The 26,291-nt window shown below is 64.4% G+C and carries 21 protein-coding genes; 14 read left to right on the top strand and 7 right to left on the bottom strand.

The window, feature by feature from the left end; all coding sequences use genetic code 11:
* The first annotated feature begins 12 nt into the window (after positions 1-12).
* On the top strand, positions 13-570 hold the full coding sequence (locus tag BEK68_RS10170) for a MerR family transcriptional regulator (protein WP_009277448.1): 558 nt from the start codon (positions 13-15) through the stop codon (positions 568-570).
* Complete coding sequence (locus BEK68_RS10165) at positions 473-943, top strand: carboxymuconolactone decarboxylase family protein (RefSeq protein ID WP_009241194.1); 471 nt, start codon at positions 473-475, stop codon at positions 941-943. Before BEK68_RS10170 ends, BEK68_RS10165 begins: the two co-directional genes overlap by 98 nt.
* On the opposite strand, the gene BEK68_RS10160 is transcribed toward BEK68_RS10165, so the two are convergent.
* The gene (locus BEK68_RS10160; protein ID WP_009241193.1) at positions 883-2,199 is read right to left on the bottom strand and encodes a hemolysin family protein; all 1,317 of its coding nucleotides are present in this window, start codon (positions 2,197-2,199) and stop codon (positions 883-885) included. The genes BEK68_RS10165 and BEK68_RS10160 overlap by 61 nt on opposite strands.
* A gap of 483 nt (positions 2,200-2,682) precedes the next feature.
* Here BEK68_RS10160 and BEK68_RS10155 point away from each other — a divergent pair, with 483 nt between their 5' ends.
* The 9 genes from BEK68_RS10155 to BEK68_RS10115 all read left to right on the top strand — a co-directional run bounded on the left by BEK68_RS10155 (position 2,683) and on the right by BEK68_RS10115 (position 18,464).
* Positions 2,683-5,520 carry a bifunctional glycoside hydrolase 114/ polysaccharide deacetylase family protein gene (locus tag BEK68_RS10155; RefSeq protein ID WP_249262915.1) on the top strand — a complete coding sequence of 946 codons (2,838 nt, stop codon included), beginning with the start codon at positions 2,683-2,685 and terminating at the stop codon, positions 5,518-5,520.
* Positions 5,507-9,538, top strand: coding sequence for a tetratricopeptide repeat protein (locus tag BEK68_RS10150; protein WP_009241189.1), 4,032 nt, complete (start codon positions 5,507-5,509; stop codon positions 9,536-9,538). Before BEK68_RS10155 ends, BEK68_RS10150 begins: the two co-directional genes overlap by 14 nt.
* An 82-nt stretch (positions 9,539-9,620) precedes the next feature.
* A complete protein-coding gene (locus tag BEK68_RS10145; RefSeq protein ID WP_004631160.1) occupies positions 9,621-10,181 on the top strand; it encodes a hypothetical protein in 561 nt (186 codons plus the stop codon).
* Complete coding sequence (locus tag BEK68_RS10140; protein WP_009241188.1) at positions 10,181-11,656, top strand: PelD GGDEF domain-containing protein; 1,476 nt, start codon at positions 10,181-10,183, stop codon at positions 11,654-11,656. The genes BEK68_RS10145 and BEK68_RS10140 overlap by 1 nt, the downstream gene beginning before the upstream one ends.
* A gap of 25 nt (positions 11,657-11,681) precedes the next feature.
* Entirely contained in the window at positions 11,682-12,668 is a 987-nt protein-coding gene (locus BEK68_RS10135) for a tetratricopeptide repeat protein (protein WP_009241187.1), read from the top strand.
* The gene (pelF, locus tag BEK68_RS10130; protein ID WP_009241186.1) at positions 12,665-14,278 is read left to right on the top strand and encodes a GT4 family glycosyltransferase PelF; all 1,614 of its coding nucleotides are present in this window, start codon (positions 12,665-12,667) and stop codon (positions 14,276-14,278) included. Before BEK68_RS10135 ends, pelF begins: the two co-directional genes overlap by 4 nt.
* Positions 14,278-15,648: an exopolysaccharide Pel transporter PelG gene (gene pelG, locus BEK68_RS10125; protein ID WP_009241185.1), complete on the top strand. Its 1,371-nt coding sequence runs from the start codon at positions 14,278-14,280 to the stop codon at positions 15,646-15,648. Before pelF ends, pelG begins: the two co-directional genes overlap by 1 nt.
* 511 nt (positions 15,649-16,159) lie before the next feature.
* Positions 16,160-17,428 (top strand): D-amino acid dehydrogenase, encoded by a 1,269-nt coding sequence (locus BEK68_RS10120; RefSeq protein ID WP_004631153.1) that lies wholly within the window; start codon positions 16,160-16,162, stop codon positions 17,426-17,428.
* A gap of 112 nt (positions 17,429-17,540) precedes the next feature.
* Positions 17,541-18,464 carry a glutamate/aspartate ABC transporter substrate-binding protein gene (locus BEK68_RS10115; protein ID WP_004631150.1) on the top strand — a complete coding sequence of 308 codons (924 nt, stop codon included), beginning with the start codon at positions 17,541-17,543 and terminating at the stop codon, positions 18,462-18,464.
* 72 nt (positions 18,465-18,536) lie between these two features.
* Here the strand turns inward: BEK68_RS10115 and BEK68_RS10110 are convergent, their stop codons facing one another.
* The 6 genes from BEK68_RS10110 to BEK68_RS10085 form a co-directional block, all read right to left on the bottom strand.
* Positions 18,537-19,286: an amino acid ABC transporter ATP-binding protein gene (locus tag BEK68_RS10110; RefSeq protein ID WP_004631149.1), complete on the bottom strand. Its 750-nt coding sequence runs from the start codon at positions 19,284-19,286 to the stop codon at positions 18,537-18,539.
* Positions 19,283-19,975, bottom strand: coding sequence for an amino acid ABC transporter permease (locus BEK68_RS10105; RefSeq protein WP_004631147.1), 693 nt, complete (start codon positions 19,973-19,975; stop codon positions 19,283-19,285). The genes BEK68_RS10110 and BEK68_RS10105 overlap by 4 nt, the downstream gene beginning before the upstream one ends.
* A gap of 2 nt (positions 19,976-19,977) precedes the next feature.
* Entirely contained in the window at positions 19,978-20,673 is a 696-nt protein-coding gene (locus BEK68_RS10100) for an amino acid ABC transporter permease (RefSeq protein ID WP_004631145.1), read from the bottom strand.
* 48 nt (positions 20,674-20,721) lie between these two features.
* Positions 20,722-21,567 carry an ABC transporter substrate-binding protein gene (locus tag BEK68_RS10095; protein ID WP_004631144.1) on the bottom strand — a complete coding sequence of 282 codons (846 nt, stop codon included), beginning with the start codon at positions 21,565-21,567 and terminating at the stop codon, positions 20,722-20,724.
* 356 nt (positions 21,568-21,923) lie between these two features.
* Positions 21,924-22,502, bottom strand: coding sequence for a hypothetical protein (locus BEK68_RS10090; protein WP_004631141.1), 579 nt, complete (start codon positions 22,500-22,502; stop codon positions 21,924-21,926).
* A gap of 89 nt (positions 22,503-22,591) precedes the next feature.
* On the bottom strand, positions 22,592-23,383 hold the full coding sequence (locus BEK68_RS10085) for an IclR family transcriptional regulator (RefSeq protein ID WP_009241184.1): 792 nt from the start codon (positions 23,381-23,383) through the stop codon (positions 22,592-22,594).
* 333 nt (positions 23,384-23,716) lie between these two features.
* Between BEK68_RS10085 and BEK68_RS10080 the strand changes: the two genes are divergently transcribed.
* Genes BEK68_RS10080 through pcaF form a run of 3 tightly spaced genes read left to right on the top strand, consistent with a single transcriptional unit; the run spans position 23,717 to position 26,290 of the window.
* Positions 23,717-24,406, top strand: coding sequence for a 3-oxoacid CoA-transferase subunit A (locus BEK68_RS10080; RefSeq protein WP_009277455.1), 690 nt, complete (start codon positions 23,717-23,719; stop codon positions 24,404-24,406).
* Entirely contained in the window at positions 24,403-25,065 is a 663-nt protein-coding gene (locus tag BEK68_RS10075; protein ID WP_004631136.1) for a CoA transferase subunit B, read from the top strand. Before BEK68_RS10080 ends, BEK68_RS10075 begins: the two co-directional genes overlap by 4 nt.
* Before the next feature lie 22 nt (positions 25,066-25,087).
* Positions 25,088-26,290: a 3-oxoadipyl-CoA thiolase gene (gene pcaF, locus BEK68_RS10070; protein WP_004631135.1), complete on the top strand. Its 1,203-nt coding sequence runs from the start codon at positions 25,088-25,090 to the stop codon at positions 26,288-26,290.
* The last annotated feature ends 1 nt before the right edge of the window (position 26,291 follow it).

Genomic DNA, 26,291 nt, shown 5'->3' with positions numbered 1-26,291 from the left:
TAAGCTCCGTTCATGACCACATTCCTGACCATCGCCCAAGTTGCAGAAGCCACCGGCCTGTCGACGCATACGTTGCGCTATTACGAGCGCATAGGCCTGCTCGACAGCGTGCAGCGGCGCGATAACGGCCATCGTGTCTTCCGTGCCGAAGACATGACCTGGCTGGAGTTCCTGCTGCGCCTGCGCGATACCGGCATGCCGATCGCGCAGATGCAGGCGTACGCCGCGCTGCGGCGGCAGGGCGACAGTCTGGACAGTGTGTCGGCGCGCCAACGCCTGCTGGAGTTGCATGCGGCGGCGCTGGAAGCGGAGCTGCGCGCGCGGGCCGAGACGCTGGCCGTGCTGCGCGTCAAACTCGTTGTCTACGACGGCATCCGGGCACGGATTGAAGCCGCGGAAGGCGCGAAGGGCTCTGCTTCCCCATCTGTCAAATCGAAGCACCAGCCAAAACGCCAACCGAACGAGGACGCACATGACCCCGACCACGCACACCGCACAAGCCGCAAACCACGCCAATCTGCAGGACGACCGCTACGCACGGGGCTGGCAAAAGCTCAAGGAAGTCGATGATGTTGCCGGCGAGCGCGTGGTCGAGGCCTTGGCCGATATTTCGCCCGACCTCGGCCGCTACGTCGTCGAGTTCGGCTTTGGCGACGTCTATAGCCGCCCGGGGCTGACGCTGCGTGAGCGCGAGATCGCCACCATTGCCGCGCTCACGGCGCTGGGCAACGCGGCACCGCAGTTGAAGGTGCACATTGCGGCGGGCCTCAACGTGGGGCTCACGCGAAAGGAGATCACCGAGACGATCCTGCAGATGGCGCTATACGCGGGCTTTCCGGCGGCACTCAACGGCATGTTTGCCGCCAAGGAAGTGTTTGCCGCTCACGACGCCGAGGGCGCGGCCGCCGCGAGCGGATCGATGCGCCGCGAAACCAGCAACTGATCGATCCGGTGGTTGTCGATGTCGAGCACTTCAATATGCAGCGGCCCGATGTCGACGGTCTCGCTTTTCTTGGGAATGCGCTTGAGCGCGTAGATGACCAGCCCAGCGAGGGTTTCGACGTGGTGTTCGCCGGGCAGGTCGTCGAGGTCGAAGGCGCGTTTCACGTCGCCCAGCGGCGTGACACCGTCGATCAGGCAGGAGCCGTCATCGCGGCGCACGATCTGCTCGTCTTCGCCCAGGTACAGGATGTCGCCCATTACCGCGCCGACAATGTCGTCGAGCGTCACCACACCCACCACCAGCCCGTATTCGTTGACCACCGCGCCAAAGCGCTCGTGCATCTCGCGAAAGCGCGCGAGGGCCTGTGACAGGTTGAGCGTGTCCGGCAGCACGAGCAGGTTCTTGTCGTAATGCTTGCTGATGTTGCGGATCACGGCGGAGGACTCTTCCGACAGGATCTGCTGCAGGATGTCCTTGGACGCGATGAAGCCGAGCACCGAGTCGATGTCTTCGCGGCAGACGAGGTATTCCGCGTGCGGCTGCGCGATGATCTTCATCTTGATTGACTCCACCGGCTCGTCCACCGTGAAGTAGATCACCTCGTCGCGCACGGTCATCACAGAGGTGATGGTGCGCGATTCCAGCTCGAACACGTTTTCGATCATCGCCAGCTCGTGCTTGCGCAGCACGCCGGCTTGCGCGCCCGCGCCCACCATGGCGGCGATGTCTTCGGTGGTGATCTGGTCGACGCGGTGCGTCGGTACGCCAAACAGCTTGAGGAACATGTCGGCCGCGCCGTTGAACAGCCATACCACCGGCCGCAACACGCGCAAGCACGACTGCATCGGGCCGATGATCGACATCGCACAGCGCTCGGGGTAAAGCACGGCCAGGCGCTTGGGCAGCAGATCGGCAAAGAGAATGAACAGCCCCGTCACGATGACGAAGCCGGCGATGCTGCCGATACGTTCGGCGCGGGCAGCCGGCAGCCAGTCACTCAGCCCCGCGGCCAGCGGCCCCGAGATCTGGCTGTCGCCGATGACACCGGCCAGGATGGCCACCGCGTTTACCCCGATCTGCACCACTGTGAAGAAGTTGCCAGGCATGTCCTTGAGCTGCAGCACGCGCAGGGCGCGGGTGTCGCCGTCGTCTGCCAAGGTTTGCAGACGTGTGCGCCGCGATGCCGTGAGGGCGATTTCGGAAGCGGAAAAAAAGGCGCTGATCAGGATCAGCAGGGCAAGGAGGAGGGCGGACATGATGGCAGGGGCCGTCCGGGCAAGTCGCGTCGTTGCGCAGCGACAACTGCTCGGGCGCGTGAAATGTGGCTTCGGCTGATCATGGTGCAGCCCCAATCGCTTTGTCAAACCGCGGCGTGCGCGGGTGATCTCAAACAATTGTTTATGTCCGAGGAGGGTACCCGGTCATCAAAAATGTGGTTTGCCGTGTACCCATGGCATCGGCGATACTTCACCTTCGGACACATTGTCTCGGGATGCCTTGCGGGGCCTGCGTTTGCGGGCGGCAACCGTGAAGAAAAATAGCAGTTCGAACGGCGTCATCACAGGCGCCGATCTTCAGTGCCGGCGCAGATCGGCCCAATTGATGCACATAGTTGCATAGCGGAGTGCCAGTTCATGTGGGTTCTCAGCCGTTTACAGCGGCGCACCGGGGGGAAACGGGGGAATACGGCAGGGACGATCGCACGGTGGGCTGGGCTTCTTTTGGCCGCCACCGTTTCGATGCCTTGTGTGACGCTTGCTCAACAAGCGCCTGCCACCACCGGCTCCGGGGCGTCAGGGGTAACAGCTTCAGTTTCGGTCAACGCGCCGAACATCGCGTGGTTCTACGGCGACAAACCGCCCGTGGCGCAGTTGCGCGCGTTCGATGCGGTCGTGGTGGAGCCTGACCACGGGTTCGATCCATCGCAGTTCAAGACGCCAAAGACGCAGTGGTACGCCTACGTGAGCGTGGGCGAGGTCACGCCCGAGCGCCGCTGGTACAAGGATCTGCCCAAGACCTGGCTGCTGGGCCGCAACGAGGCGTGGGCGTCGCGCGTGGTGGACCAGACCCAGCCCGAGTGGCCGGCGTTTTATGTCGATCACGTCATCAAGCCGCTGTGGGACAAGGGCTACCGTGGCTTTTTCCTCGATACGCTCGACTCGTATCAGTTGGTGGCCAAGGACGACGCCTCACGTGCGGCCCAGGAAGCCGGCATGGTGCGCGTGATTCGCGCCATCAAGGCACGCTATCCGGAGGCCAGGCTGATCTTCAATCGCGGCTTTGAAATCCTGCCGCAGGTGCACGACCTCGCCTATGCGGTGGCGTTTGAATCGCTGTATCGCGGCTGGGACCAGGGCAGCAAGCAGTACAAGCAAGTGAACGATGCGGACCGCGAATGGCTGATGGGCCATGTACGCAAGATTCGCGACGAGTACCGCCTGCCGGTTATCGCCATCGACTACTGCCCGCCGACCGACCGTGCCTGCGCGCGGGAAACGGCCAAGCGCATCAAGGCGCAGGGCGTGGTGCCGTATGTGACCGATCCAGACTTGTCGACCATTGGCGTGGGGCGCATCGAGGTGTTGCCGCGCAAGGTGTTGATCCTGCAGGACCGCGACCCGCGGACCACCATTGACACCAGCGAGGGCGTGCGCTTTGTGGCCACGCCGCTCAATTTTCTTGGCTACGACGTCGAGTACGCCGACATCAACAAGCCGCTGCCCGCTGCGGTACCGCCCGACCGCTACGCCGGCGTGGTGGTGTGGGTGAACACCAGTCCGATCAAGCAGGTGGCAGCGCTATCGTCGTGGGTGCGACAACGTATTCATGACGGTGTGCACATCGCCTTCCTGAACCAGTTCGGCCTGCCGGTGGACGGCAGCATGGCCGACATGTTCAAGCTGCAGCTTGTGCGTGGCCGTGCCACCGGGCCGCTGTCGGTGGTGTCGCAAGACAAGATGATGGGTTTTGAGATGGCGCCGCAACCGGAGCGCCGTGAGGCCCAGCCGATTCAGGTGAGCGCGAACGGGCAGTCGCTGCTGCGGCTGAAGTCGGGCAACTTTGAGTTTGATGCCGCTGCCATTACGGATTGGGGCGGCTACGTACTGAATCCGTATGCGGTGTTCTCGATGGACACCGTTGAGCAGGCGCGGTGGGTCGTGCAGCCGATCGAGTTCCTGCGCCGGGCGCTTGCGCTGCCTGACATGCCGATCCCCGACGTGACCTCTGAAAACGGCCGCCGGCTCATGCTCGTGCACGTGGACGGCGACGGCTTTGCCTCGCGCGCCGAGTTTCCCGGCCCCGAATATTCCGGCGAGGCGCTGCTGCAGGACGTGTGGGAGAAGTACCGCATCCCCACTACGCTGTCGATCATCGAAGGCGAGGTGGGCGCAAGCGGCCTTTACCCCAAGCTGACGCCGCGCCTGGAAGCGATTGCGCGCCAGATGTTCGCGTTGCCGTACGTCGAGCTGGGCACGCATACCTACTCGCACCCGTTTGATTGGAGCCGCACGGTGCCCGGCGCGGCAGGAGATCGGACCAAGGAAGGCCCAGGTGCGGACAAGGGCGGTGGCGACACTGCATTCGCCCTGTCCATTCCGGGCTACAAGTTCAGTCTCGACCGCGAGATATCAGGCTCCATCAACTACATCAACGCGCGCCTGGCACCGCCTGGCAAGCGCGTGAAGCTCCTGCAGTGGTCGGGCGACTGCCAGCCCCCCGAGATTGCCGTGCGCATGGCTTGGGATGCAGGCGTGCTCAACCTGAACGGGGGCGATACCACCATCACGCGCAGTTCGCCATCATGGACAGAGATTGCGCCACTGGGCATCGACAAGGGCCCAGGGGCTTACCAAGTGTTTGCGCCCAACCAGAACGAGAACGTCTATACAAACGATTGGACCGGACCGTTCTATGGGTTCGACCGCCTGATTGAAACGCTGCAGTTGACTGACACGCCCTATCGCTTCAAGCCGATCAACATCTACTACCACATGTATTCGGGCACCAAGCTTGCGTCGCTCAAGGCCTTGAAGAAGGTCTATGACTACGCGTTGTCGCGGCCCGTGTTCCCGATCTATTCGACCGAGTATGTGGTCAAGGTGCTGGACTTCCGCAACATGGCCATCGCCAGAGAAGTCGGGGATGGCAACACTTGGTTGGTGCGCGGCGATGGCGACCTGCGCGAACTGCGCTGGATGGCCCGCGGCACGCCGCGCATGGCGGATGCCCAGGGGGTGGTGGGGTATGACAAGGCAGCGGGCGGTATCTATATCCATCTCGATGATGGGGCCGCACGCTTTACGCTCGCACCTGAAGCAGAATCGTCGAAGCCTGCATACATTGCAGAAGCCGCAGCCTTCGTGCGCAACTTCGCACGAAACGGCAATGCGTTGAGTTTCGAGGCGGGTGGCTACTACAAGCCGTTTGTTCGTCTGGCCAACGCAGGAGCCTGCCGCGTGAAGGTCAATGGCAACCCGGCGCGCACCGCCCGCGCACAAGACAACACCGTGCGCGTTGATCTGACAGGAGCCGCCGCGCAAACCGTGACCTACCAACATATCGATGTGGTCTGCTGACCTGACTCCGCGTGAACGGCTGCTGCCGGCCTGGCTGATCGGTACCCTGGGTGCGCTGATCGGGCTGGCGCTCGCCTTGATGTTCCCCCGCGAACGTCTGGAGGCTCGCCTGCTGGAGGGCGGCAAGGTCGATGCGCTGTCGGTGGCCTATCTGGAAGCCTGGTTGCGCGTGCGCCCGAACGATGGCGAGTTCTTGAGCGTGCTGGGTGCCCAGTATGTGCGCACGGGCCGGCTGGCAGAAGCCGAAGCCATGGTCGCTCGCATGCGTGCGCTGCACGACAAGACGCTCGACCGTGAAGCGCTGCTGCTTGATATCGCCATCCGGGAGCAACGCGCCTACGCGCTGCAGCCGAACGATCCGCAGCGCGCCGCCATGCTGGTTGACCTGCGTGGTCTGCTCAAGCAGGCGCTGGACTATCGCTGGACTGCGGCTGAGCTGGAGATGCTCGGCGCCAAGTCGCGTGGTTTGGATCAGGGCGCGATTGCCATCCAGTTCTATCAACGTCTGGCTAAACAGGACGTGGCGCGCGCCACGCAATGGCAGGCACGTACCGCCGAGATTGCGCTGGGCGTGGGCGAATACCGCGCCGCTGCGGCTGCCAACTTTGCCGCGCAGGCCACTGCCACGTCGCGCGACGAACAGCGCCGCTACTTCATCGCAGGGTTGAAGGCACTGCAGGCCGGCAATCTGCTCGACGACGCCATGACGGAAGCGCAGCGCCGGGTTGGCCCGCTGATCGACGATACCGAAACGCTGCGCTTTCTCACGCGCCTGGCGATGGCATGCAACCGGCCGGATCTTGCCGATCAATATGCGCGCCGCTTGCTGCGACTGTCGTGGCATCAGGCGGGGGAGGGCATTGCCCTGGCGGCGGGTGTCGCACGTCATGACTGGGCATTCGCCGGCCGGCCTGAGCCGCTGCCAGGCCCTGCAGACCTGGTGTTCATGGATGGCTGGGAAGGCCTGGCGCGTCGCCAGCGCCACGCTGCGCGCATTCGCCCGGTGGCGGATGGGTCGAACAAGGCAGACGATGCTACGTCGTCTTCAAAACCGTCGGGCGCACAGGCCATCGCACGCGGGATCGCCCCGTTCAATGCGGAAGACTACGACCTCGCATTCCAGGTTTTCATGGGCAGCGGCAATCTGAACGATGCCATGCGCGTGGCCGAGGCCGCCGTGCGCCAACGCCCCGATCTGAAAATCTGGACCGAACGTGCCGCGCAAGTGGCCGAGTGGAACCGCCAACCGATGGCGGCGTTGAACTACTGGCTGGCTTACGCGCAATCCACCGGCGATGACGCGGCCTGGCAGCATGTGCTGCGTCTGGCGCCCGCACTTAACGAAGACCACGCCTATCTGGCTGGGCTGCGCTACCAGGCAAGCCGCAACCCGGGCGACATGAAGTTGCTCGACCAGGTCATCGCGGCATACGAGCGCCTGGGCGAACCCGTGGAAGGGCTGGCGTATCTGAACAGCATCGCGCACGGTCCGCATCGGCAAGTGGTGCTGGAGCGCTATGCCAATCTGGCCGAGCGCGCCGGCAAAGATGATCAGGCCTACGACACCTACGCCCGTCTGCAGAAGGAGTTCGGCCCCAACGCGCAGTACGCGCTCAAGCTGGCGAACATCCTGTATGTGCGCGGGCAGTTCGCGCAGGCGCTCTCTGCCATGGAGGCCGCCAGCAAGGTGGCGTCGCCCACCGACGACCTTTACTGGCGGACCTTCGCCCAGCTCGCGCGCCTGAACCAGCGTGACGATCTGTCGCGTGAGGCGTATCGACAGTTGTTGATCGGCGGCAGGGCTGAGCCAGACGATCTGACAACGATGATCGACTTCTACGACGCCAGCCCCATCGATGCTGGCCGCCTGGCTGAACTCGCTTTCCGAAAAGACGGCACGATGGTCCACCTGCAGCAGGCCATCTACTACTACACGCGAGCGCGCGCCTTCCGACGCATCGACGGGTTGCTGGCCTCGCTCACGCCAGAACAACGCAAAGCGGCCGAGCAATCTGCCGGCGTGTTGGGCGCCCGCGCCGAGTATTTCCGCCAGAGCGGCCAGTGGGATGCCGCCATGCGTGACCTGCGGCGCGCTGTCTCGCTGCCTGATGCGGGCAGCGATGTGAAGGCCGCCTTCCTGTGGGGCCTGCTGGATTCCGGGCTGAACGCCGAGCTGAAACGCGCATTGGCGCTTTGGCGTGGCGAGGCCGAAAACGATTCCGCATACTGGGGAGCCTACGCTGCCGCCGGCCTGCAGCTGTTCGACGCCAACCTGGCGCTGCGCTTCCTGGGCCGCCAGGGCAAGTCGATGCAGACCGATCCGCTCTGGTTGCTGGCCTATGCCGACGCACGCGAAATGGCCGGTCAGGCCGATGCTGCCTGGGCGCTGCGCCGCGAGGCGTGGTGGCTGCTGTGGCGCGCTGAAGACACGACAGGCAGCGGCAAGACCAAGCCGCCCGCGGGCCGCCGCGTCGGCACGCGCGTCACGGTGGGGGATAGCGATGCTGCGCCGTTGGAAGAAGACGCACGCACTGAATTGCGCGCCCGGCGCGTCTCTCTGGCGCAAACATTCGGGTCCGGCGACCTGTCGCAGCGTCTGCTGATCGAGTTGCTGCGCGATGATCGCCGCGCCACGAAGCAGGGCCGCGAAGGTGGCCGCTCGGCGATGGATCGGTCCGAACTGGGCGATATCGACACCTTGCCGCCCGAGCCGCCACAGACCCCCACCGACAAACGCAAGCAGGCCCGCGTGAGCGATCAGCTGGTTTCCGCTGTGGCCAAGGAAGCGGCGCTGGGCTGGGCGCTTTCGCAGGAGGCGAACGATCTGGCGCGCGCGTGGCTGCTGCAGCAATACACGCGCCGCATGACGCGGCCGGCCTATGCCGAGATCTCCATCGCCCTGGCCGAGCGCGATTTGCAGACGCTCAACCGGCTGCTGGACGACACGCCCGACCGCATTCCGCTCTACAACCGCATCGATGCCAACCTGATGACGGACCGCCTCGGCGAAGCGCAGCGGTTGTCGTTTGAAGGGCTGACCACCGCACCCGATGACGAGCAACTGCACGAACGTGTGCGGGAGACGCTGCTGACCAATTCACAGGCGCTCGAGCCGCGCGAGACGTGGTTCAAGCAGGCGCCGCTTACCTACTTCGAGTCCAGCGCCGCCGCCGGCATCCGCCTGACTGACCACTACAGCATGCTGGTGCGCGCCACGCAGCGAAACCAGCGCTCGACCGACGATACGCAGTTGACGGGCGTGCCCGCGCAGGATCGGCAGCTGGATTGGATTTCGCAATACCAGACGCAGAACGCCCAGTGGAAGGGCACGGTGGGTTGGCGCCAAGGGCTGGGCTCGCTTTACGCGTTCCGGCTGGATGGTCTGCTGGGGCAGGTTGGGCCAGTGGGCACGGAACTGTCGATCGGTCGCAACCAGCCGGCCAATGAAACGCCGCAACTGCGTGTGGGCGGCGTGAAGGATCTTTTTTCGATCGGGAACAACTGGCGGGTGACTCAGAACGAGTACGTGCGCGCCCGTGTGGAAGGCAACCGTTTCTACGGGCAGGATCGCTCGTTCCTCGGCAGCGGCATGGTGTTCGATGGCGAAATCGGCCACCGCTTCCGGGTGGAATATCCGGACTACACGGTCCGCGTGGTCGGTACCGTCGCGCGCTACAACGCGACGGGCACGGTCAGCCCGTTGATGGCTCGCCTGCTTGCCTCGGGCGCCGCACCGGTCGTTGACCAGATCATGCCGCGCTCGTTCAACCAGTTCGGCATGCTGTTTGGCTTCGGCACGGATTATCTGGACCGCTACACGCGTGCCTGGCGGCCCTTTATGGACGCGGGCATGCTGCATGACAATCGCGAAGGGTGGGGCGTGCAGGCCCAGATAGGCGTGGCAGGCAGCGTGTTTGGCAACGACCATCTGGCGCTGTACATCGAACACCAGTCGATTACGCGGGCGGGGACATCGCCGCTGACGGAGATCGGGCTGCGCTACCGCTGGCTGTACTGATGATGCGCAAGCGAAGCAAACGAATCGGACGAAACAACGGGGAATGAACAGCATGAAGAACAACGCAAGCAAGGAGAACGCGATGACACCCTTGATCAACAAGATGAAGGCCGGCCGCCGGCGCTGGCTGGCGATGGCAGCGGGCGTTGGTGCGGCACTTGCGTTGTCCGCCTGCGCGGTGGTCGACAGTGGGCGAGCGCCGGCAACCAGCGCCTCGGATGCATGGGTCGTGCTGCCCATCGTCAACTACACCGAAACGCCGCAGGCCGGCCTGCGCGCAGAGACGATTGCCGCCAGCATCCTCAAGGCGCGCGGCTTCTCCAACCTGAAGCAGTATCCGGCCAACCTGAACAGCGAATCGCTGTTCGAGCCCGCCGAGCGCGAAGCCGTGTCGCGTGCGCTGGATTGGGCGCGCGGCGAGAAGGCCCGCTACGCGCTGACCGGCGCCGTGGATGAATGGCGCTACAAGGTGGGCGTGGATGGCGAGCCTGCCGTCGGCATCACGCTGCAGGTAATTGATGTGCAGACCGGCAATGTGATCTGGAGCGCGGCCGGCAGCCGCACCGGCTGGAGCCGCGATGCCGTGTCGGCAGTGGCGCAGAAGCTGCTGCGCGAACTGCTCTCGCCGCTGGGCCGGGGCTGATGAAGACCGAGTCGACAGGTTCCGCCCAATCGGCCGGCCGCGCCGCCGCCGATGCGCGCGCCCAGGGTGGGCGAACCGAGCGCCGGCGCAACGCGCAAGGCATTGGCGCGTCGACCGGGTATGGGCGCCTGATTGCGCCCGCCGTGTCCAGCCCGAGCGCTGCGCTCGAAACGCTGGGCGCGGTGGTGGCGGCTATCGGCATCGTCTGGCTGTTCGCGCCGGACAATCCGCTGCTGCTCGGTTACGGTTTTCCGTGGATCTGGCTGGTGCCGCTCATCCTGGCGCTGCGCTACGGCACGCTGCTCGGCGCGCTGGCCGCGCTGGTGGTGTTGGGCGCCTGGGCCGTGTTTTACGGACAGACGGCCGCCGCCGGCAGCTTCCCGCGCATGTACTTCCTGGGCGGCCTGATGCTGGTGTTGATTGGCGGGCAGTACGGCGACATATGGGGCGCGCGGTTGTCGCGTGCCCGCACCGTCAATGGTTATCTGAACGACCGGCTGGCAGCGCTCACCAAGAACCACTTCCTGCTGCGCCTCTCGCACGAGCGCCTGGAGAACGATCTGCTGGCCAAGCCGACCACGCTGCGCGACACGCTCACGCAGCTGCGCAATATTGCGCTGGCTGCGCGCGAGCACGGCACAGCCGAGAACGCGCCTGACGTGGCGCAACTGCCTGGCGCCGAGCCGTTCCTGCAATGGACGGCGCAGGCCTGCCAGCTGGAAGTGGCGGCCATGGTGCGCGTGACGGGCAACCGCATCGACACCGAACCGGTGGCCCGCGTCGGCACGCCGTTCGACATCGTTGCCGATGATCCGTTGATCCGCCATTGCATCGACACCCACACGCTCGGTCACCCGCAGGCGCCCGAGCTGCGGAATGTGAACAACCCCGAAGAGAGCTCGCGCTACGTGGCGTGCGCGCCCGTGCTGTCGGGTGCGGACGAGCTGATCGGCCTGGTCGTCGTGCACCAGATGCCGTTCCTCTCGCTGTCGTACGAGAACCTGCAGTTCCTGCTGGTGCTGCTTGGCTACTACGCCGACGGCGTGCGCCATCTCACCGTCAGCTCCGAGATTCTGGATCTCGTGCCCGACGCGCCGTACGAGTTTGCGCTCGACCTCGGCCGGCTGGCGCGCCTGCATCGCGATACCGGCATCGATTCGTCGGTGGTGGCGCTCATCTTTGACCAGGAAGAGGCCAGCGATGCGCTGTTCGAGAGCGTGGTGCGCAGCCGCCGCGCGCTGGACGTCGTCTGGCAGGCGAGCGGCAAGGGCCGCCGCGCCATCATCACGCTGATGCCGCTGTCGGGCGCGGGTGCCGTGTCGGCCTATCTGGTGCGCATTGAAGACAGCCTGCGTGCGCAGTTCGGCGTCGATTTCGAGGGCGGGCACATCAGCGTGCAGACGTTGCATGTGACCGGCGAGCATCCGGGCGAAGCGCTGCAGCGCTTCCTCTCGCGCTGCCATCTCGATGCATAGGGGCGCATAGGCATGCGGATCGACCATGTTTAAGCTCACGCTCGGCGGCATCTCGGCCCAGATTGCGGCAGTGGCGATGGCGCTGCATGCCGGCAACAGCCTTGCGCTGCTGCTGTCGTGCCTGATGCTGCAGGGCACTGCCGCGGCGCTGATCGGGCTGGCTGCGTGGCGCTTGCTGCCGCGCCGTTATCGCGTGCCGTTCGTGTGGACGTATGGCTACCTGACGGCGCTGTGCTTTTTCGTACCGGTGGCCGGTGGCCTGTTGGTGCTCGGCAGCCTGCTGCTCGGCAAGCTCTTCCCCAAGCCCGAAGACGACAAGGACATCGCCGAGATCGGCCTGCCGGTGTTCGTGGCGCATTTGATCTCGCGCGTGACGCACGGGGGCGGGGCGCGGCTGCGTGCGCAGCTCAGCAACGAGCGTGCGCCGGTGCAAAGCCGCATGACCGCGCTGGTGGCCATGCAGTCGATGCCCACGCGCACCGCCAGCCCTGTGCTGCGCGACCTGCTGGCCGACCCCGTGGACGATATCCGCCTGCTGGCCTACGGCATGCTCGACAACGCCGAGAAGGAGCTCACGCAGAAGATCCTGGCCGAGCTGCCGCGCCTGGAAGACGCCACCACGCCCGAAGCGCGCTACGAGATCAACAAGCGCCTGGCCGACCTTTACTGGGAGCTGATCTACCAGAACCTGGTGCAGGGCGACGTGTACCGCTACACCGCTGAGCAGGTCGAACGCTATGCCAGCGCCGCGCTCGACATCCAGCCTGACAACGCCGCGCTGTGGTACATGCGTGGCCGGCTTGCCCTGTCGCGCCGCGAGCCCGATGTGGCGGAGTCTCACCTGCGCCGCGCCGAATCGCTTGGCTTCCCGCGTGACCGCCTGCTGCCGCCGCTGGCCGAAGCCTGCTACCTGCGCCGCGACTATGCCGGCGCGCGCGCCGCGCTGGCGCAGTTCTCCAGCCGGTCTCCGCTGCCGTTGCTGCGCCCGCTGCTGCGCTACTGGACATCATGAGCAACGACCAATTTCCTCGCGCCCAGTCGGCCGACGTCGCGCTGCTGCTCGAAGGGACGTTTCCCTACGTGAGCGGCGGGGTGTCGAGCTGGGTCAACCAGATGATCCGGGCGTTTCCGGATATCCGCTTTGCCGTCGTCTTCATCGGCAGCCGCCGGGAGGATTACGGCAAGCCCGTCTACGCCATTCCCGACAACGTGGTGCACCTGGAGTGCCACTACCTGTACGACTTTCCACCGCCGCCGCTGGTGCAGGCCAGTGGTGGCGATGCCGCCGCGTTCGAGCGCTCGCGCAAGCTGCACGACGCGCTGCGCAATCCGGCCAACAAGGAAGAGACGGCCGACTTGATCCGCGCCTCGATCGCCGACCTGCGCGACGATGGCCCGCTGGCCGAGGAACAGTTCCTCTACAGCCACCGCGCGTGGGACATGATGACGGACTACTATCGGCGTTACTGCACCGACCCGTCGTTCACCGACTATTTCTGGACCGTGCGCATCATGCACAAGCCGCTGTGGCAGCTCGTGCGCACTGCTGAAAACCTTATCCCGGTGAAGGTGTTCCACACCATCTCGACCGGCTATGCGGGGTTCCTGGGCGCGCTCCTGCGCTACAAGCGCGGGCGGCCGCTGCTGGTATCGGAACACGGCATCTACACCAAGGAACGCAAGATCGACCTGTTCCAGAGCCAGTGGATCCGTGACAACCGCAGCATCTTCGAAAAGGACATCGCACAGATCAGCTATTTCCGCGACCTGTGGGTGCGCTTTTTTGAAACCATGGGCCGTGTCTGTTATGACGCGGCCGAAGACATCGTTGCGCTGTATGAAGGCAACCGGCAGCGGCAGGTCATTGACGGCGCGCCGGCCGAGAAGACGCGCAGCATTCCCAACGGCATCAACCTGCCGCGCCTGGCCGCGCTGCGTGAGAAGCGGCCGGCCAGCGTGCCGCGCGTGATGTGCCTGATCGGCCGTGTGGTGCCTATCAAGGACGTGAAGACGTTCATCCGCGCGATGCTGACCATCACGCGCGAGATGCCCGATGCAGAAGGCTGGATTGCCGGCCCGGAAGATGAAGATCCGGAATACGCGCAGGAATGCCACAGCCTGGCCGAGAGCCTGGGCCTGGGCGACCGCATCAAGTTCCTGGGCTTTCAGAAGATCGACGACATCCTGCCGAAGGTGGGCGTGCTGGTGCTGAGTTCCATCAGCGAGGCGCTGCCGCTGGTGGTGCTGGAAGGGTTTGCCGCGGGCGTGCCGTCCGTCACCACGGATGTGGGTTCGTGCCGGCAGCTCCTGTTCGGCCTGGAGGGCGAAGACGCGGCACTGGGCGCGGCCGGCGCGGTCGTGCGCATTGCCGACCCCGCCGCCCTGGCCGCCGAAGTGCTGACGCTGCTGCGCGATGAAACGCGCTGGCATGCGGCGCAGGCAGCCGGCATCGCCCGCGTCGAGCGCTACTACACGCAAGAGATGATGGTCGGCAGCTACCGCGAGCTGTACACGCGTCTACAGACCTTGCCCGACCTGAGTACGGAGCACGGTGCCAAGGCTGCTGCCGCAGCCTGCCCGCACCACGCCCAGCAGAACAAGCCGCATGAGGGAGCCCGCTGATGGCCGGCATTGGTTTTGAGCTGCGCAAGATGCTCAAGCGCGACAGCCTGCTCGGGCTGCTGCGTGCCTACACCTACGCCGGCATCATCAGTTCCGGGCCGTGGATTCTCTCCATCGTCGGGATTCTGCTGATCGGTATCCTGAGCCTGCCGTTCGTCGTTCCCGGCTCGCTCATCACGCAGTTCCAGGTGTCGGTCACGTACCTGATTGCGGTCAGCCTGATCCTGACCGGGCCGCTGCAGCTTGCCTTCACGCGCTTTACGTCCGACCGTCTGTTCGAGAAGCGCGACGACCTGATCCTGCCCAACTACCACGCCGTGTCGCTTGTCATGACGCTGGTCGCGGGTGGGCTGGGGCTGCTCGTCATCGTGTTTGCGTTTCCGCAGCAGTCGGCCATCTACCGGCTGCTGATGCTGGCCGGTTTCGTGGTCATGGCCAACATCTGGATCGCGGTGATCTTCCTGTCGGGCATGAAGCAGTACAAGGCGATCGTTTGGATCTTTCTGGTCGGCTACACGCTCACCGTGCTGCTGGCACTGCTGTTCAACCGGCTCGGGCTGGAGGGGCTGCTGCTGGGGTTCGTGACGGGGCAGCTGTTCCTGCTGATCGGCATGGCCGCGCTCATCTACCGCAACTTCAGCGGGCGGCGCTTCCTGTCGTTCGAGGTGTTCGACAAGCGGTTCGCGTATCCGTCGCTCATGTTGATCGGGCTGCTGTACAACCTCGGCATCTGGCTCGACAAGTTCATGTTCTGGTATGCGCCGGGCACGGGGCAGCAGGTGATCGGCCCGCTGAATGCCTCGGTCATCTATGACATTCCGGTGTTCCTGGCGTACCTCGGCATCATCCCCGGCATGGCCGTCTTCCTGGTGCGCATCGAGACGGATTTTGTCGAGTACTACGACGCGTTCTATAACGCGGTGCGGGGCGGTGCATCGCTCGAGCACATCGAAGACATGCGCAACACGATGGTGCAGACCATTCGCGCGGGCCTGTACGAGATCGTGAAGATCCAGGCCATGGCCGCGCTGGTGCTGTTTGCCGTGGGCGCTGCGGTGCTGCGGGCGCTGCAGATTTCCGAGCTGTACTTGCCGCTGCTGTATGTCGACACCATTGCCGCGAGCTTGCAGGTGGTGTTCCTGGGCGTGGTGAACATCTTCTTCTACCTCGACCGGCGCCGCGTGGTGCTGGCACTGACGGCGGCGTTTGTGGCCCTCAACGGCGTGCTGACCTGGATTACGTTGCAGCTCGGCCCGGCCTGGTATGGATACGGATTTGCCGTGTCGCTGCTGCTGGTGGTAATGGCCAGCCTGGTGATTCTCGATCGGAAGCTGGATCGGCTGGAGTACGAGACATTCATGTTGCAGTAAGGCTGGCCGATAGCCTCAGTCGCCGTTCGGAACCACGCCAGCGACGCATCAACCCCCGTTCATGACCCTTCAAGCCTCGCGCACCGCGCTCCAAGCGCCAGCCGTGAGGCTTTTTGCTTGGCGACTGCTGCTTTTTGCGGCAACACCATGACGCTTTTTGCCCAGTCATCGGGGCTTGGAGGCCGGCGCCCGGGGTTTCCTGCTCCACGGGTGAGGGTTCAAGCTCGGCACTCGGCGCTTTTTGCTCGAAGATTTCTAGCTCCGATCTCGACGGTCGGAGCTCTAAGCTCGCCGTCCCGAGCTTTTTACCCGACGGTTGGAGCTCTGAGCTGACTTTCTTTGGCAAGACAAAGAAAGTGAGTCAGCCCCGGCAGGGGATGAAACAGGGGATGGACCACCCAGTCCAAAAAAGCCCATAGCTCCACAACATCCCTCCCAACAACTCCGCATTTGCCCAACCCCCGCCGGGCTCCTTAAGCTGCAACGACATTCCAAAATACGCAGCTTCTTCATGCAAATCGCAGTAGTCGGCGCCGGCATCATCGGCATCAGCACGGCCCATGCGCTGGCTCAGGAAGGCCATCAGGTCACCCTGGTCGAGCGCCATCCGGGCCCGGGCGAGGGCACCAGTTATGCCAACGGCGGCCAGTTGAGCTACAGCTATGTGGCGCCGCTGGCCGGCCCCGGCGTGCTTTCGCATGTGCCGGGCTGGCTGTTGCGTCGCGATTCGCCGCTGCGGCTGAAGCCATCGCTGGACCCGGCGTTGCTGCGCTGGGGGCTGCGCTTCATCGCGGCCTGCAATCGTGACCGTGCCGACCGCACCACGCGCGAGCTGCTTGCGCTGTCGTTCTACAGCCGCGCACGCATGGAAGCGTTGCGGGAGGCGTCGCCGGATCTGGCGTTCAGCTTTGCGCGCCGCGGCAAGCTGGTGGTGCATCGCGAGGCTGCGGCGTTTGAATCGGCCCGCGCGCAGGTCGGCTATCAGGCGACGCTCGGCTGCGAGCAGCATGCATTGTCCGCCGACGAAACGGTGGCCCACGAGCCCGCGCTTGCCGGCGCGCGTGACCAGATCGTGGGCGCCATCTACACGCCCGACGAAGACGTGGCCGATTGTCACCAACTCTGCGTCGGCCTGTTCAACCGGTTGCGCGCGATGCCAAACGTGACGCTGCGTTTCAATACCGGCGTAGATGCGTTGTGGACCGAAGGCCGCCGCGTGCGCGGTCTCCATCTGGCAGATGGCGAGCAGGTTGCCGCCGATGCGGTGGTGATGGCAGCGGGCGTGACGAGCGCCAGGCTGCTCAGCCCATTGCGCATCGACCCGGGGCTGTATCCGCTCAAGGGTTACAGCATCAGCCTGCCGCTGGAGGAGGGCGATGTTGCCCCGTTGATCAGCGTGACGGATGCGGCGCGCAAGATCGTCTATGCCCGCATTGGGCAGACGCTGCGTGTGGCGGGCATGGCGGATCTGGTGGGCTGGTCAACGGCGCTGGATACGCGCCGCGCCCAGACGTTGTATGACGAAACCCGCGCGCTGTTTCCGGGCGCCATGCGCGCCAATGACGCGGGTGCCGATGCGGCGCCGTGGGCTGGCATGCGGCCTGCAACGCCAACGGGCGTGCCCGTGGTGGGGGCGTCGCCGGTGCAAGGGTTGTGGCTGAACGTGGGCCATGGTGCGCTGGGCTTTACGCTAGCGCTGGGCAGTGCGGGCTTGCTGGCCGATCTGATTGCCGGCCGCAAGCCCGCGATTTCCCCAGTGCCCTATGCGCTGGCCGCGTGACACAAGAACGAGAATCAAGAGACCGAGCGCGCAGGTCCGATGATGGGTATCCGGCCCGCGCCGATTGGTAACCAAAGTAGTCTGGAGCGAACACACCCATAGGAGGGGAAGCATGAAGACCTTGCATTCGACCAAACGTATTCTGTGTGGCCTGACGCTGGCTGCGGCCGGTGCGCTGGCAATGCTGTCGACGGGCGCGCAGGCGGAGTCGAACGACACGCTGGCCAAGATCAAGCAATCGGGCGTGATCTCGGTGGGCTATCGCGAGTCGTCGATTCCGTTCTCGTACCAGGCTGACGCGAACACCATCACCGGCTATTCGCAAGAGATCTCCAACATGATCGTCGCCGGCGTGGAAAAGGCGGTGGGCAAGAAGCTGCAGGTCAAGCTCACGCCGATCACGTCGCAGAACCGCATCTCGCTGCTGCAGAACGGCACGATCGACTTCGAATGCGGCTCGACCACCAACAACCTCGAGCGTCAGAAACAGGTCGCGTTCTCGAACAACATCTTCATTTACGGCATGCTGATGCTGGTGAAGAAGGACTCGGGCATCAAGGACTTTCCCGACCTGAAGGGCAAGACCGTGGTGACCACCGCCGGCACCACCGAAGACCGCATCCTGCAGAAGATGAACGGCGAAGCCAAGGACGCCGACAAGATGAATCTGATCCTCGCCAAGGATCACGGCCAGGCGTTCCTGACGCTGGAATCGGGCCGCGCCGTGGCGTTCGTGATGGACGAACCGCTGCTGTACGGCGAGCGCACCAAGGCCAAGAACCAGGCCGACTGGGTGGTCACCGGCACGCCGCTGCAGACCGAAACCTACGCCTGCATGATGCGCAAGGACGATCCGGCGTTCAAGAAAGTGGCCGACGACGTGATTGCCGATCTGATGAAATCGGGCAAGGCGAACGACTTGTACAAGAAGTGGTTCCTGTCGCCGATTCCGCCGAAGGGCCTGAACCTGAACTACCCGATGACGGCCGGCATGAAGGACTTGTACGCGCACCCGAACGACAAGGCCATTCAGTAAGCCGCGTCGCCGCGCATCAAAAAACAAACGGGGGACTGAATCCCCCGTTTTTTTTGCCTGCTGCCTGAAGGTTCAGGCGGGTTCGCTCCACGGCGAGCGGATGTCGGCCAGGAAGCGCTGCGCACGCGGGTGCTGCGGGCGCTGGAAGAAATCTTCGGGCGTGGCGCGTTCCAGCACCTGTCCCTGGTCCATGAACAGGACGCGGTCGGCCACCTCGCGGGCGAAACCCATTTCGTGCGTGACGCACACCATGGTCATGCCGTCACGGGCGAGGTCCTTCATGACCAGCAGCACCTCGTTCACCATCTCCGGGTCCAGCGCGGAGGTCGGCTCGTCGAACAGCATCACGGGCGGCTTCATGGCCAGGGCGCGCGCGATGGCCACGCGCTGCTGCTGCCCGCCCGACAGCTCGCCAGGGTAGGCGCCAGCCTTGTGCGGCAGGCCCACGCGTTCGAGCAGGCTCATCGCAAAGTCCTTCGCTTCCTGCGGCAGCATGCGCTTGAGCTGCACCGGCGCCAGCGTGCAGTTCTGCAGGACGGTCAGGTGCGGGAACAGGTTGAACTGCTGGAAGACGAAGCCGATGCCGCTGCGCAGTACGTTGACGTCCACGCCCGGCGCATGCACCTCGTGTCCGTTCACAACGATGCGGCCTTTCTGAATGGCTTCGAGCCGGTTCAGCGTGCGGATGAGCGTTGACTTGCCCGAGCCCGACGGCCCGCACACCACCACCACTTCGCCCTTGGCAACGGTTTCGTTGATGTCGACCAGCGCGTGGTAATCGCCGTACCACTTGTCGACGTGTTCGATCGTGATCATGTTCATGGTTTGGACGGGGCACGCGCGGCAAGGCGGCGCTCCAGGTAAAACGCCACGCGCGTCAGGCTGAAGCACATGATGAAGTAGCTGATGCCGAGCAGGCCGTACACCTCGGCAGACTTGACCATCACGGCGGTGCTGATCTGCCCGGCCACGAACGACACCTCGGGCAGGCTGATGATGTAACCCAGCGAGGTTTCCTTGATGGTCGACACGAGCTGATTGACCAGCGAAGGCAGCATGTTGCGCAGCGCCTGCGGCAGGATCACGCGGCGCATCGCCTGCATGTACGACAGGCCGAGCGAGCGGGCACTTTCCATCTGCCCGCGCGGTAACCCCTGGATGCCCGCACGCACGATCTCCGCCAGATACGCGCCGTCGAAAATCACCAGCGCGGTCAACATGGTGCTGAACTGGTCCGTGCGCTGGCCAGTAACGGAGGGCAGCAGGAAATACGCCCAGAAGATCACCATCAGCAGCGGCGTACCGCGGACCACGTAGACGAGCGCCGTGGCCGGCCAGCGCAGCGCGGCAATCGGGCTGACGCGGCACAGGCCAAGGATGATGCCCGCCGGCAGCGCGAGCACAAGGCCGGCGGACGCCAGCAGGAATGTCAGCGCCAGACCGCCCAGCGGCCCATTCGGGTACTGGCCGATCAGGTAATAGATACCGTAGGTTTGGATGAGATCGAGCATGGCTACAGCGTTCGGACAGGGTAGCGATGCTGATACCAGGCGGAGAACACCGTGATCGCGATCGAGATGGTCAGATAGGCCGCGGTGGCAAACGCAAACGCCTCAAAGCCGCGAAAGGTGGCGGACTCGACCTGCTGCGCCTGGTACATCAATTCGGCCACGCCGATCACCATGGCGATGCTGGAGTTCTTCCACAGGTTCAACGTTTGGCTGACCAGCGGCGGGACGGTCACGCGCAGCGATTGCGGCAGCACCACCAGCCGCATGGCCTGCAGGAACGAGAGCCCGAGCGCGCGGCTGGCCTCAAGCTGTTCCTTCGGAATCGAGCGGATGCCGCTGCGGATGTCTTCCGCCATGTAAGCGGCCGTGTAGAGCACGAGCGCAATGACGGCGCTCGCGGCCTCGTAGTTCATGCTGTAGAGCCAGTCCCGGATGAACTCCGGCAGGATCTGCGGCGCGCCGAAATACCAGAACAGCATGTGGGCAAGCAGCGGCACGTTGCGGATGGCTTCGACATAGGTCTGGCCGATGCTGCGCAGCAGCGCGACCGGCGCCAGGCGCAGCAGCGCGACCGTGATGGCAAGCGGCAGCGCCAACACGAAGGCCAGTACGGAGAGCTTGATCGACAGGAAGAAACCGCTGACGAGCCACTGGTGATACTGCCCCGAGAGCAGCATCGACAAATCAAAATGGGGCATGGAGATTCACCGCCCAGAACGGTGTCTGGGCGGCCCGACCTTTAACGATTAATCGATCTTGTCGGTAGAAATCTTGAAGGTGCGCTGCGGGAAGGCCATCTTGGTGTTCGGGCCAAACCACTTGTCGAACAGCTTTTGCGCCTCGCCGCTCTTTTCCATGCCGAGCAGCACGTCATCAACCTGCTTCTTGAAGGCCGGCTCACCCTTGCGGATGCCCAGCGCCAGGTGTTCGGTCGACAGGTTTTGCGGCAGCAGCGCGTAATCCTTGGCTGCCGGGCCCATCTTGGCCATGTTGCCGATCAGGGTGGTTTCGTCGTTCACGTACGCGACGCCCTTGCCTTGCTGCAGGGCCAGCAGTGCCTGCGGGCTGTTGTCGAACGAGACAACGTCGGCGTTCTTGATGGTCTTGGCAATGTTGGCTTCCATGGTCGAACCCTTGACCGTCAGGAGCTTCTTGCCATCAAGCTGGGCGAGCGACGTGATGCCGCTGCTCTTCTTCACCATGGCTTTCTGGCCGGTGATGAACGTCGACACCGAGAAGTCGATCTGCGCCTCGCGCTCCTTGTTGTGCGTGAGCGAGGCGGCCAGCAGGTCCACGCGGCCTTGCTGCAGTTCGGGCAGGCGCGCCGCCACGGCCAGTTGCTTGAGCACGGGCTTGACGCCCAGGCTCTTGGCGATGGCGTCGCACATGTCGACGTCATAGCCGACGATCTCGCGGCTCATCGGGTCCTTCAGGAAGCTGAACGGCTCGTCGGTGCCGAGCACGCCGCAGACAAGTTCGCCCTTCTTCTTGATGTCGGAAACTTGATCAGCGTGCGCGGTGGTGGCGGCCAGGGTTGCTGCGGCCAGGATGGCGGCCCCTGCAAATTGCGTCAGACGTCGGCTTGTTTTCATCGGATTTCCTCCTTGACGACTTGGGTGGTGAACAGTGTGCGAATCGGAATCGCCCGCGAGCATACCGGCGTATGCGCCGTTTGCATGCGCGGACTTCGGATAACCATATGACGCCGAGCGAAACGCCCAACTATAGTCCATGCCGACGCGGCACAGATGGCGGATAACAAGCAGGGCGGGAGTGCGGTGCACAGGCGGGATGTTGGGGTTGCCGGGTTGCGCGCGTGCAGCCCGGTTAGGCTGGCGCAGCAAGGCAGGAGCCCGGCAGACGTTGCGTGAAATGAGACTTCGTCTGTCATTAATGACATGGCAGCCGACTGCACTCCATCAGGGGATTCCCGGGGCAGAACGTGGGCTTAGAGCGCGCCGCAGATCGATTCGTTGATCGGCACGTCGCCCACGGTCTCGTGGTCGTTGCCGCGATAGCGGTAGACCAGGCTCAGGCCGAGGCGCGTGAGGATGCGCACGTCGCCGTTGTTGCAGATGTTCTTCTGCAGGATCGGAACGAAATTCAGCCGAAAGCCCTGCGATGCGGCCGAGTGCGCCGCGTAGTTGGTCAGCGTGATGACGAAGACGAGGTTCTTCTTCTGCGCCAGCGAGCATTGCGCCAGCGCGGTCTCTCGGTCGAGCGGGACGGGGGTGAAGCGGTTGATCTCGGCGCAGGCCTGGGCGAGGGCGCGGTCTGCATTGCGGGCAGGGCCCGTGAGGGCCGGTACGCCGGCAGCGGCCGTGCTGCGACCCGTCGCGGCGCCCACCAGCATGCGGGCCAGTGGCGTCAGTTCCTGCATGGCTGTCGCCAGCGGCGTCGATTGGGCCCATGCAAGGCTGGACAGCAACGGCAGGGCAAGCGCCAGGACGCAAGAAGCACGCGCCCGGCGATGGCGGCCTTTCACATCCAGACCGGTGTGAATGGCGGTGTGTTGAGTCACAGACATCCTCTTTGCCCACGGAGCCACAATTTTATTGAAAAAACTGTCGGGATGCGAGGCGCGCAGCGCACTGACGCTGGCTCTTTTAACTCAGCTCAGGTCCGTACGCGCACCATGGCCGAAATGCGCTCGGCAGCCTGCTGCAGCGGACCGAGAAACTGCTTCGTCATCTGTTTGCCGGAAGTTCGGTTGGCCTGGCCGCTGATGTTCATGGCAGCGATGACGTCGCCCGCCCGATTGCGGATCGGTGCCGACAGCGAAATCAGCCCTTCCTCAAGCTCCTGGTCGACCAGCGCCCAACCCTGTTGGCGCACGCCGGCAATGACTTCTTTCAATGCGTCGACGTCTGTAATGGTGCGCTGCGTGCGTGCGCGGCGGTCCGACTCGCGCAGCGCAATGTCCAGCCGATCCTCGGGCAGACCCGACAGCAGCACGCGGCCCATCGACGTGCAGAACGCCGGCAGGCGGCTGCCGACCGACAGGTTCAGCGCGATGATCTTCTGCGTGGGCACACGCAGGACGTAGACGATTTCCGTCCCATCCAGTACCGAGGCAGAGCAACTTTCGTGCACCGTCTGGACGAGCTCTTCCATCACCGGCTCGGCGAGGTTCCAGAACGGCATCGAGGTGAGGTAGGCGAACCCGAGGTCGAGGATCTTGGGCGTGAGGCGGAAGAGGCGGCCTTCAAAGGTGACATAGCCCAGGCTGACCAGCGTGAGAAGGATGCGGCGGGCGCCGGCGCGGGTCAGGCCCGTCGCCTCGGCCACTTCAGAAAGCGTTTGCTCCCGGCGCTCGGCATTGAACGCGCGGATGACCGACAGCCCTCGTGCAAAGGACTGGACGTAGGAATCGCTGGGTTTTTCGGTGGGCAGTTCGGCAGCAGACATGCAAAGAAGGCAAAGAAGGCAAAAGCGGTGCAGTGGCCTCAAGACTACTGACATTGCCTCGATTTCGCCACTCGAACAGTTGATCGGGATGCGTACGCCTTGACACGCTCTGGACGGGAGGCGTAGATTAGTTCTCGGATCGAACGTAGGTTCGTATAACGAACAAATGAGCGAAAGCAAACGTGGGCCGGACAGCAAAGGCCTGTGTCGATCCAATCCTCAACAGGAGACTCGCAGGCCGCTCGGTTGCGGCTCGGCCATGTCCGGCCCCTCGCGATGCTCCGACCCGCGCCAGCCATCGAGAATGTGCGGCGCCCTTGCCGGAGAATGCACGTGATCAACAAGCTTTGTCCGTCTGTGGAGGCCGCCCTGGCCGATATCCCGGACGGTGCCACCATCATGATCGGCGGGTTCGGTACCGCCGGCATGCCCTCGGAACTCATCGACGGGCTGATCGCGCATGGCGCGCGTGAGCTGACCATCATCAATAACAACGCCGGCAATGGCGAGACGGGCCTGGCCGCACTGCTCAAGGCGCGCCGCGTACGCAAGATCGTCTGCTCGTTCCCGCGCCAGGCCGATTCGTATGTGTTCGATGCGCTCTACCGTGCCGGCGAGATCGAACTGGAACTGGTGCCGCAAGGCAACCTGGCCGAGCGCATCCGCGCCGCAGGTGCCGGCATTGGCGGTTTTTTCTGCCCGACCGCCTACGGTACGCAATTGGCCGAAGGCAAGGAAACGCGCATCATCGACGGCAAGCCCTACGTGTTCGAGCTGCCGCTGACTGCCGACTACGCTCTCATCAAGGCCCTGCGCGCTGATCGCTGGGGCAACCTCGTCTATCGCAAGACCGCGCGCAACTTCGGGCCGGTGATGGCGATGGCGGCCAAGTGCACCATCGCGCAAGTCAGCGAGACGGTGGAGCTAGGCGAGCTGGACCCAGAGCACATCGTCACGCCGGGCATTTTTGTGAAGCGCGTCGTCCAGCTCGCCGCCGCCCAACCCGCCAAGGAGGCCGCATGAGCGCCGAAACTACCGCCAAGATCCAGCGCTGGACGCGCGATCAGATCGCTACGCGTGTGGCGCGCGATATTCCCGATGGTTCGGTCGTCAACCTGGGCATCGGCCTGCCGACGCTGGTGGCGAACCAACTGCCGGCCGATCGCGAAATCATTCTGCACACCGAGAACGGCCTGCTCGGCATGGGTCCCGCGCCTGCGCCCGGGCAAGAAGACGAGGACCTCATCAACGCTGGCAAGCAGCCGGTCACCATCAAGCCTGGTGCATCGTTCTTCCATCATGCTGATTCGTTTGCCATGATGCGGGGTGGCCATCTCGACTATTGCGTGCTCGGTGCCTTCCAGGTGTCGGCCACGGGCGATCTGGCCAACTGGCACACCGGTGCCCCGGACGCGATTCCTGCCGTGGGCGGCGCGATGGATCTGGCCATCGGTGCCAAGCGCGTCTTCGTCATGATGGAGCACCAGACCAAGCAGGGCGAAAGCAAGATCGTGCCGTCGTGCACGTACCCGCTGACGGGCATTGGATGTGTCGATACCATCTACACCGACCTCGCTGTGATCGACATCACGCCCGAGGGGCTGGTGGTGCGCGAGATGGCCGACGGCCTCGATTTCGATACGCTGCAGACGATGACGGCGGCGCCGTTGCGTCGTGCCTAGAATTAGTGGAGACAGAACAATCATGACCGAAGCCTTTATCTGCGACGCCATCCGGACGCCCATCGGCCGCTACGGCGGCAGCCTGTCCGCCGTGCGCGCCGATGACCTCGGCGCGGTGCCGCTCAAGGCGCTGATGGCGCGCAACCCGCAGGTCGACTGGTCGGCCATCGACGACGTGATCTTCGGCTGCGCCAACCAGGCGGGCGAAGACAACCGCAACGTGGCGCGCATGTCGTCGTTGCTGGCTGGCTTGCCCGATAGCGTGCCGGGCTCGACCATCAACCGCTTGTGCGGCTCGGGCATGGACGCCACCGGCACCGCGGCGCGCGCTATTCGCTCAGGTGAAACCGCGCTGATGATCGCCGGGGGCGTGGAGAGTATGAGCCGCGCGCCGTTCGTGATGGGCAAGGCTGCCAGCGCCTTCTCGCGCGACGCTGCCATCTACGACACCACCATCGGCTGGCGCTTCATCAACCCGCTGATGAAGGCGCAATACGGTGTCGACTCGATGCCCGAAACCGCCGAGAACGTCGCCACCGACTACAAGGTCAACCGAGAAGATCAGGACCGCTTCGCGCTGCGCAGCCAGGCCAGCGCCGCGCGAGCCCAGGAAGACGGCACGCTCGCGCAGGAAATCACGCCGGTGACGATCCCGCAGAGGAAGGGCGACGCTATCGTGGTGGACCGCGATGAGCATCCGCGTGCGACCAGCATGGAAGCGCTCGCCAAGCTCAAGGGCGTAGTGCGCCCGGACGGCACCGTTACGGCCGGCAATGCTTCGGGCGTGAACGATGGCGCGTGCGCGCTGCTCCTCGCCAATGAAGCGTCCGCCAAGCGCTTTGGCCTGACCCCGCGTGCGCGCATTGTCGGCATGGCCACCGCAGGCGTGCCGCCGCGCGTGATGGGCATTGGCCCGGCACCGGCGTCGCAGAAGCTGCTCAAGCAGCTCGGCTTGAGCATCGATCAGATGGATGTGATCGAGCTGAACGAGGCATTTGCCGCGCAGGGTCTAGCGGTGACGCGTCAACTGGGCCTGCGTGATGACGACCCGCGCGTCAACCCGAACGGCGGCGCCATCGCACTTGGCCACCCGCTCGGCATGAGCGGTGCGCGCCTGGTTACGACGGCGATGTATCAGTTGCAACGCACGGGCGGACGTTATGCGCTGTGCACGATGTGCATCGGCGTGGGCCAGGGCATTGCGCTGGTGATCGAACGCGTTTGAC

Source organism: Ralstonia pickettii, from assembly GCF_001699815.1.
Classification (GTDB): domain Bacteria; phylum Pseudomonadota; class Gammaproteobacteria; order Burkholderiales; family Burkholderiaceae; genus Ralstonia; species Ralstonia thomasii.
Note: the sequence above shows the minus strand (reverse complement) of the source record. Positions and strands in the feature narration are given on the sequence as shown.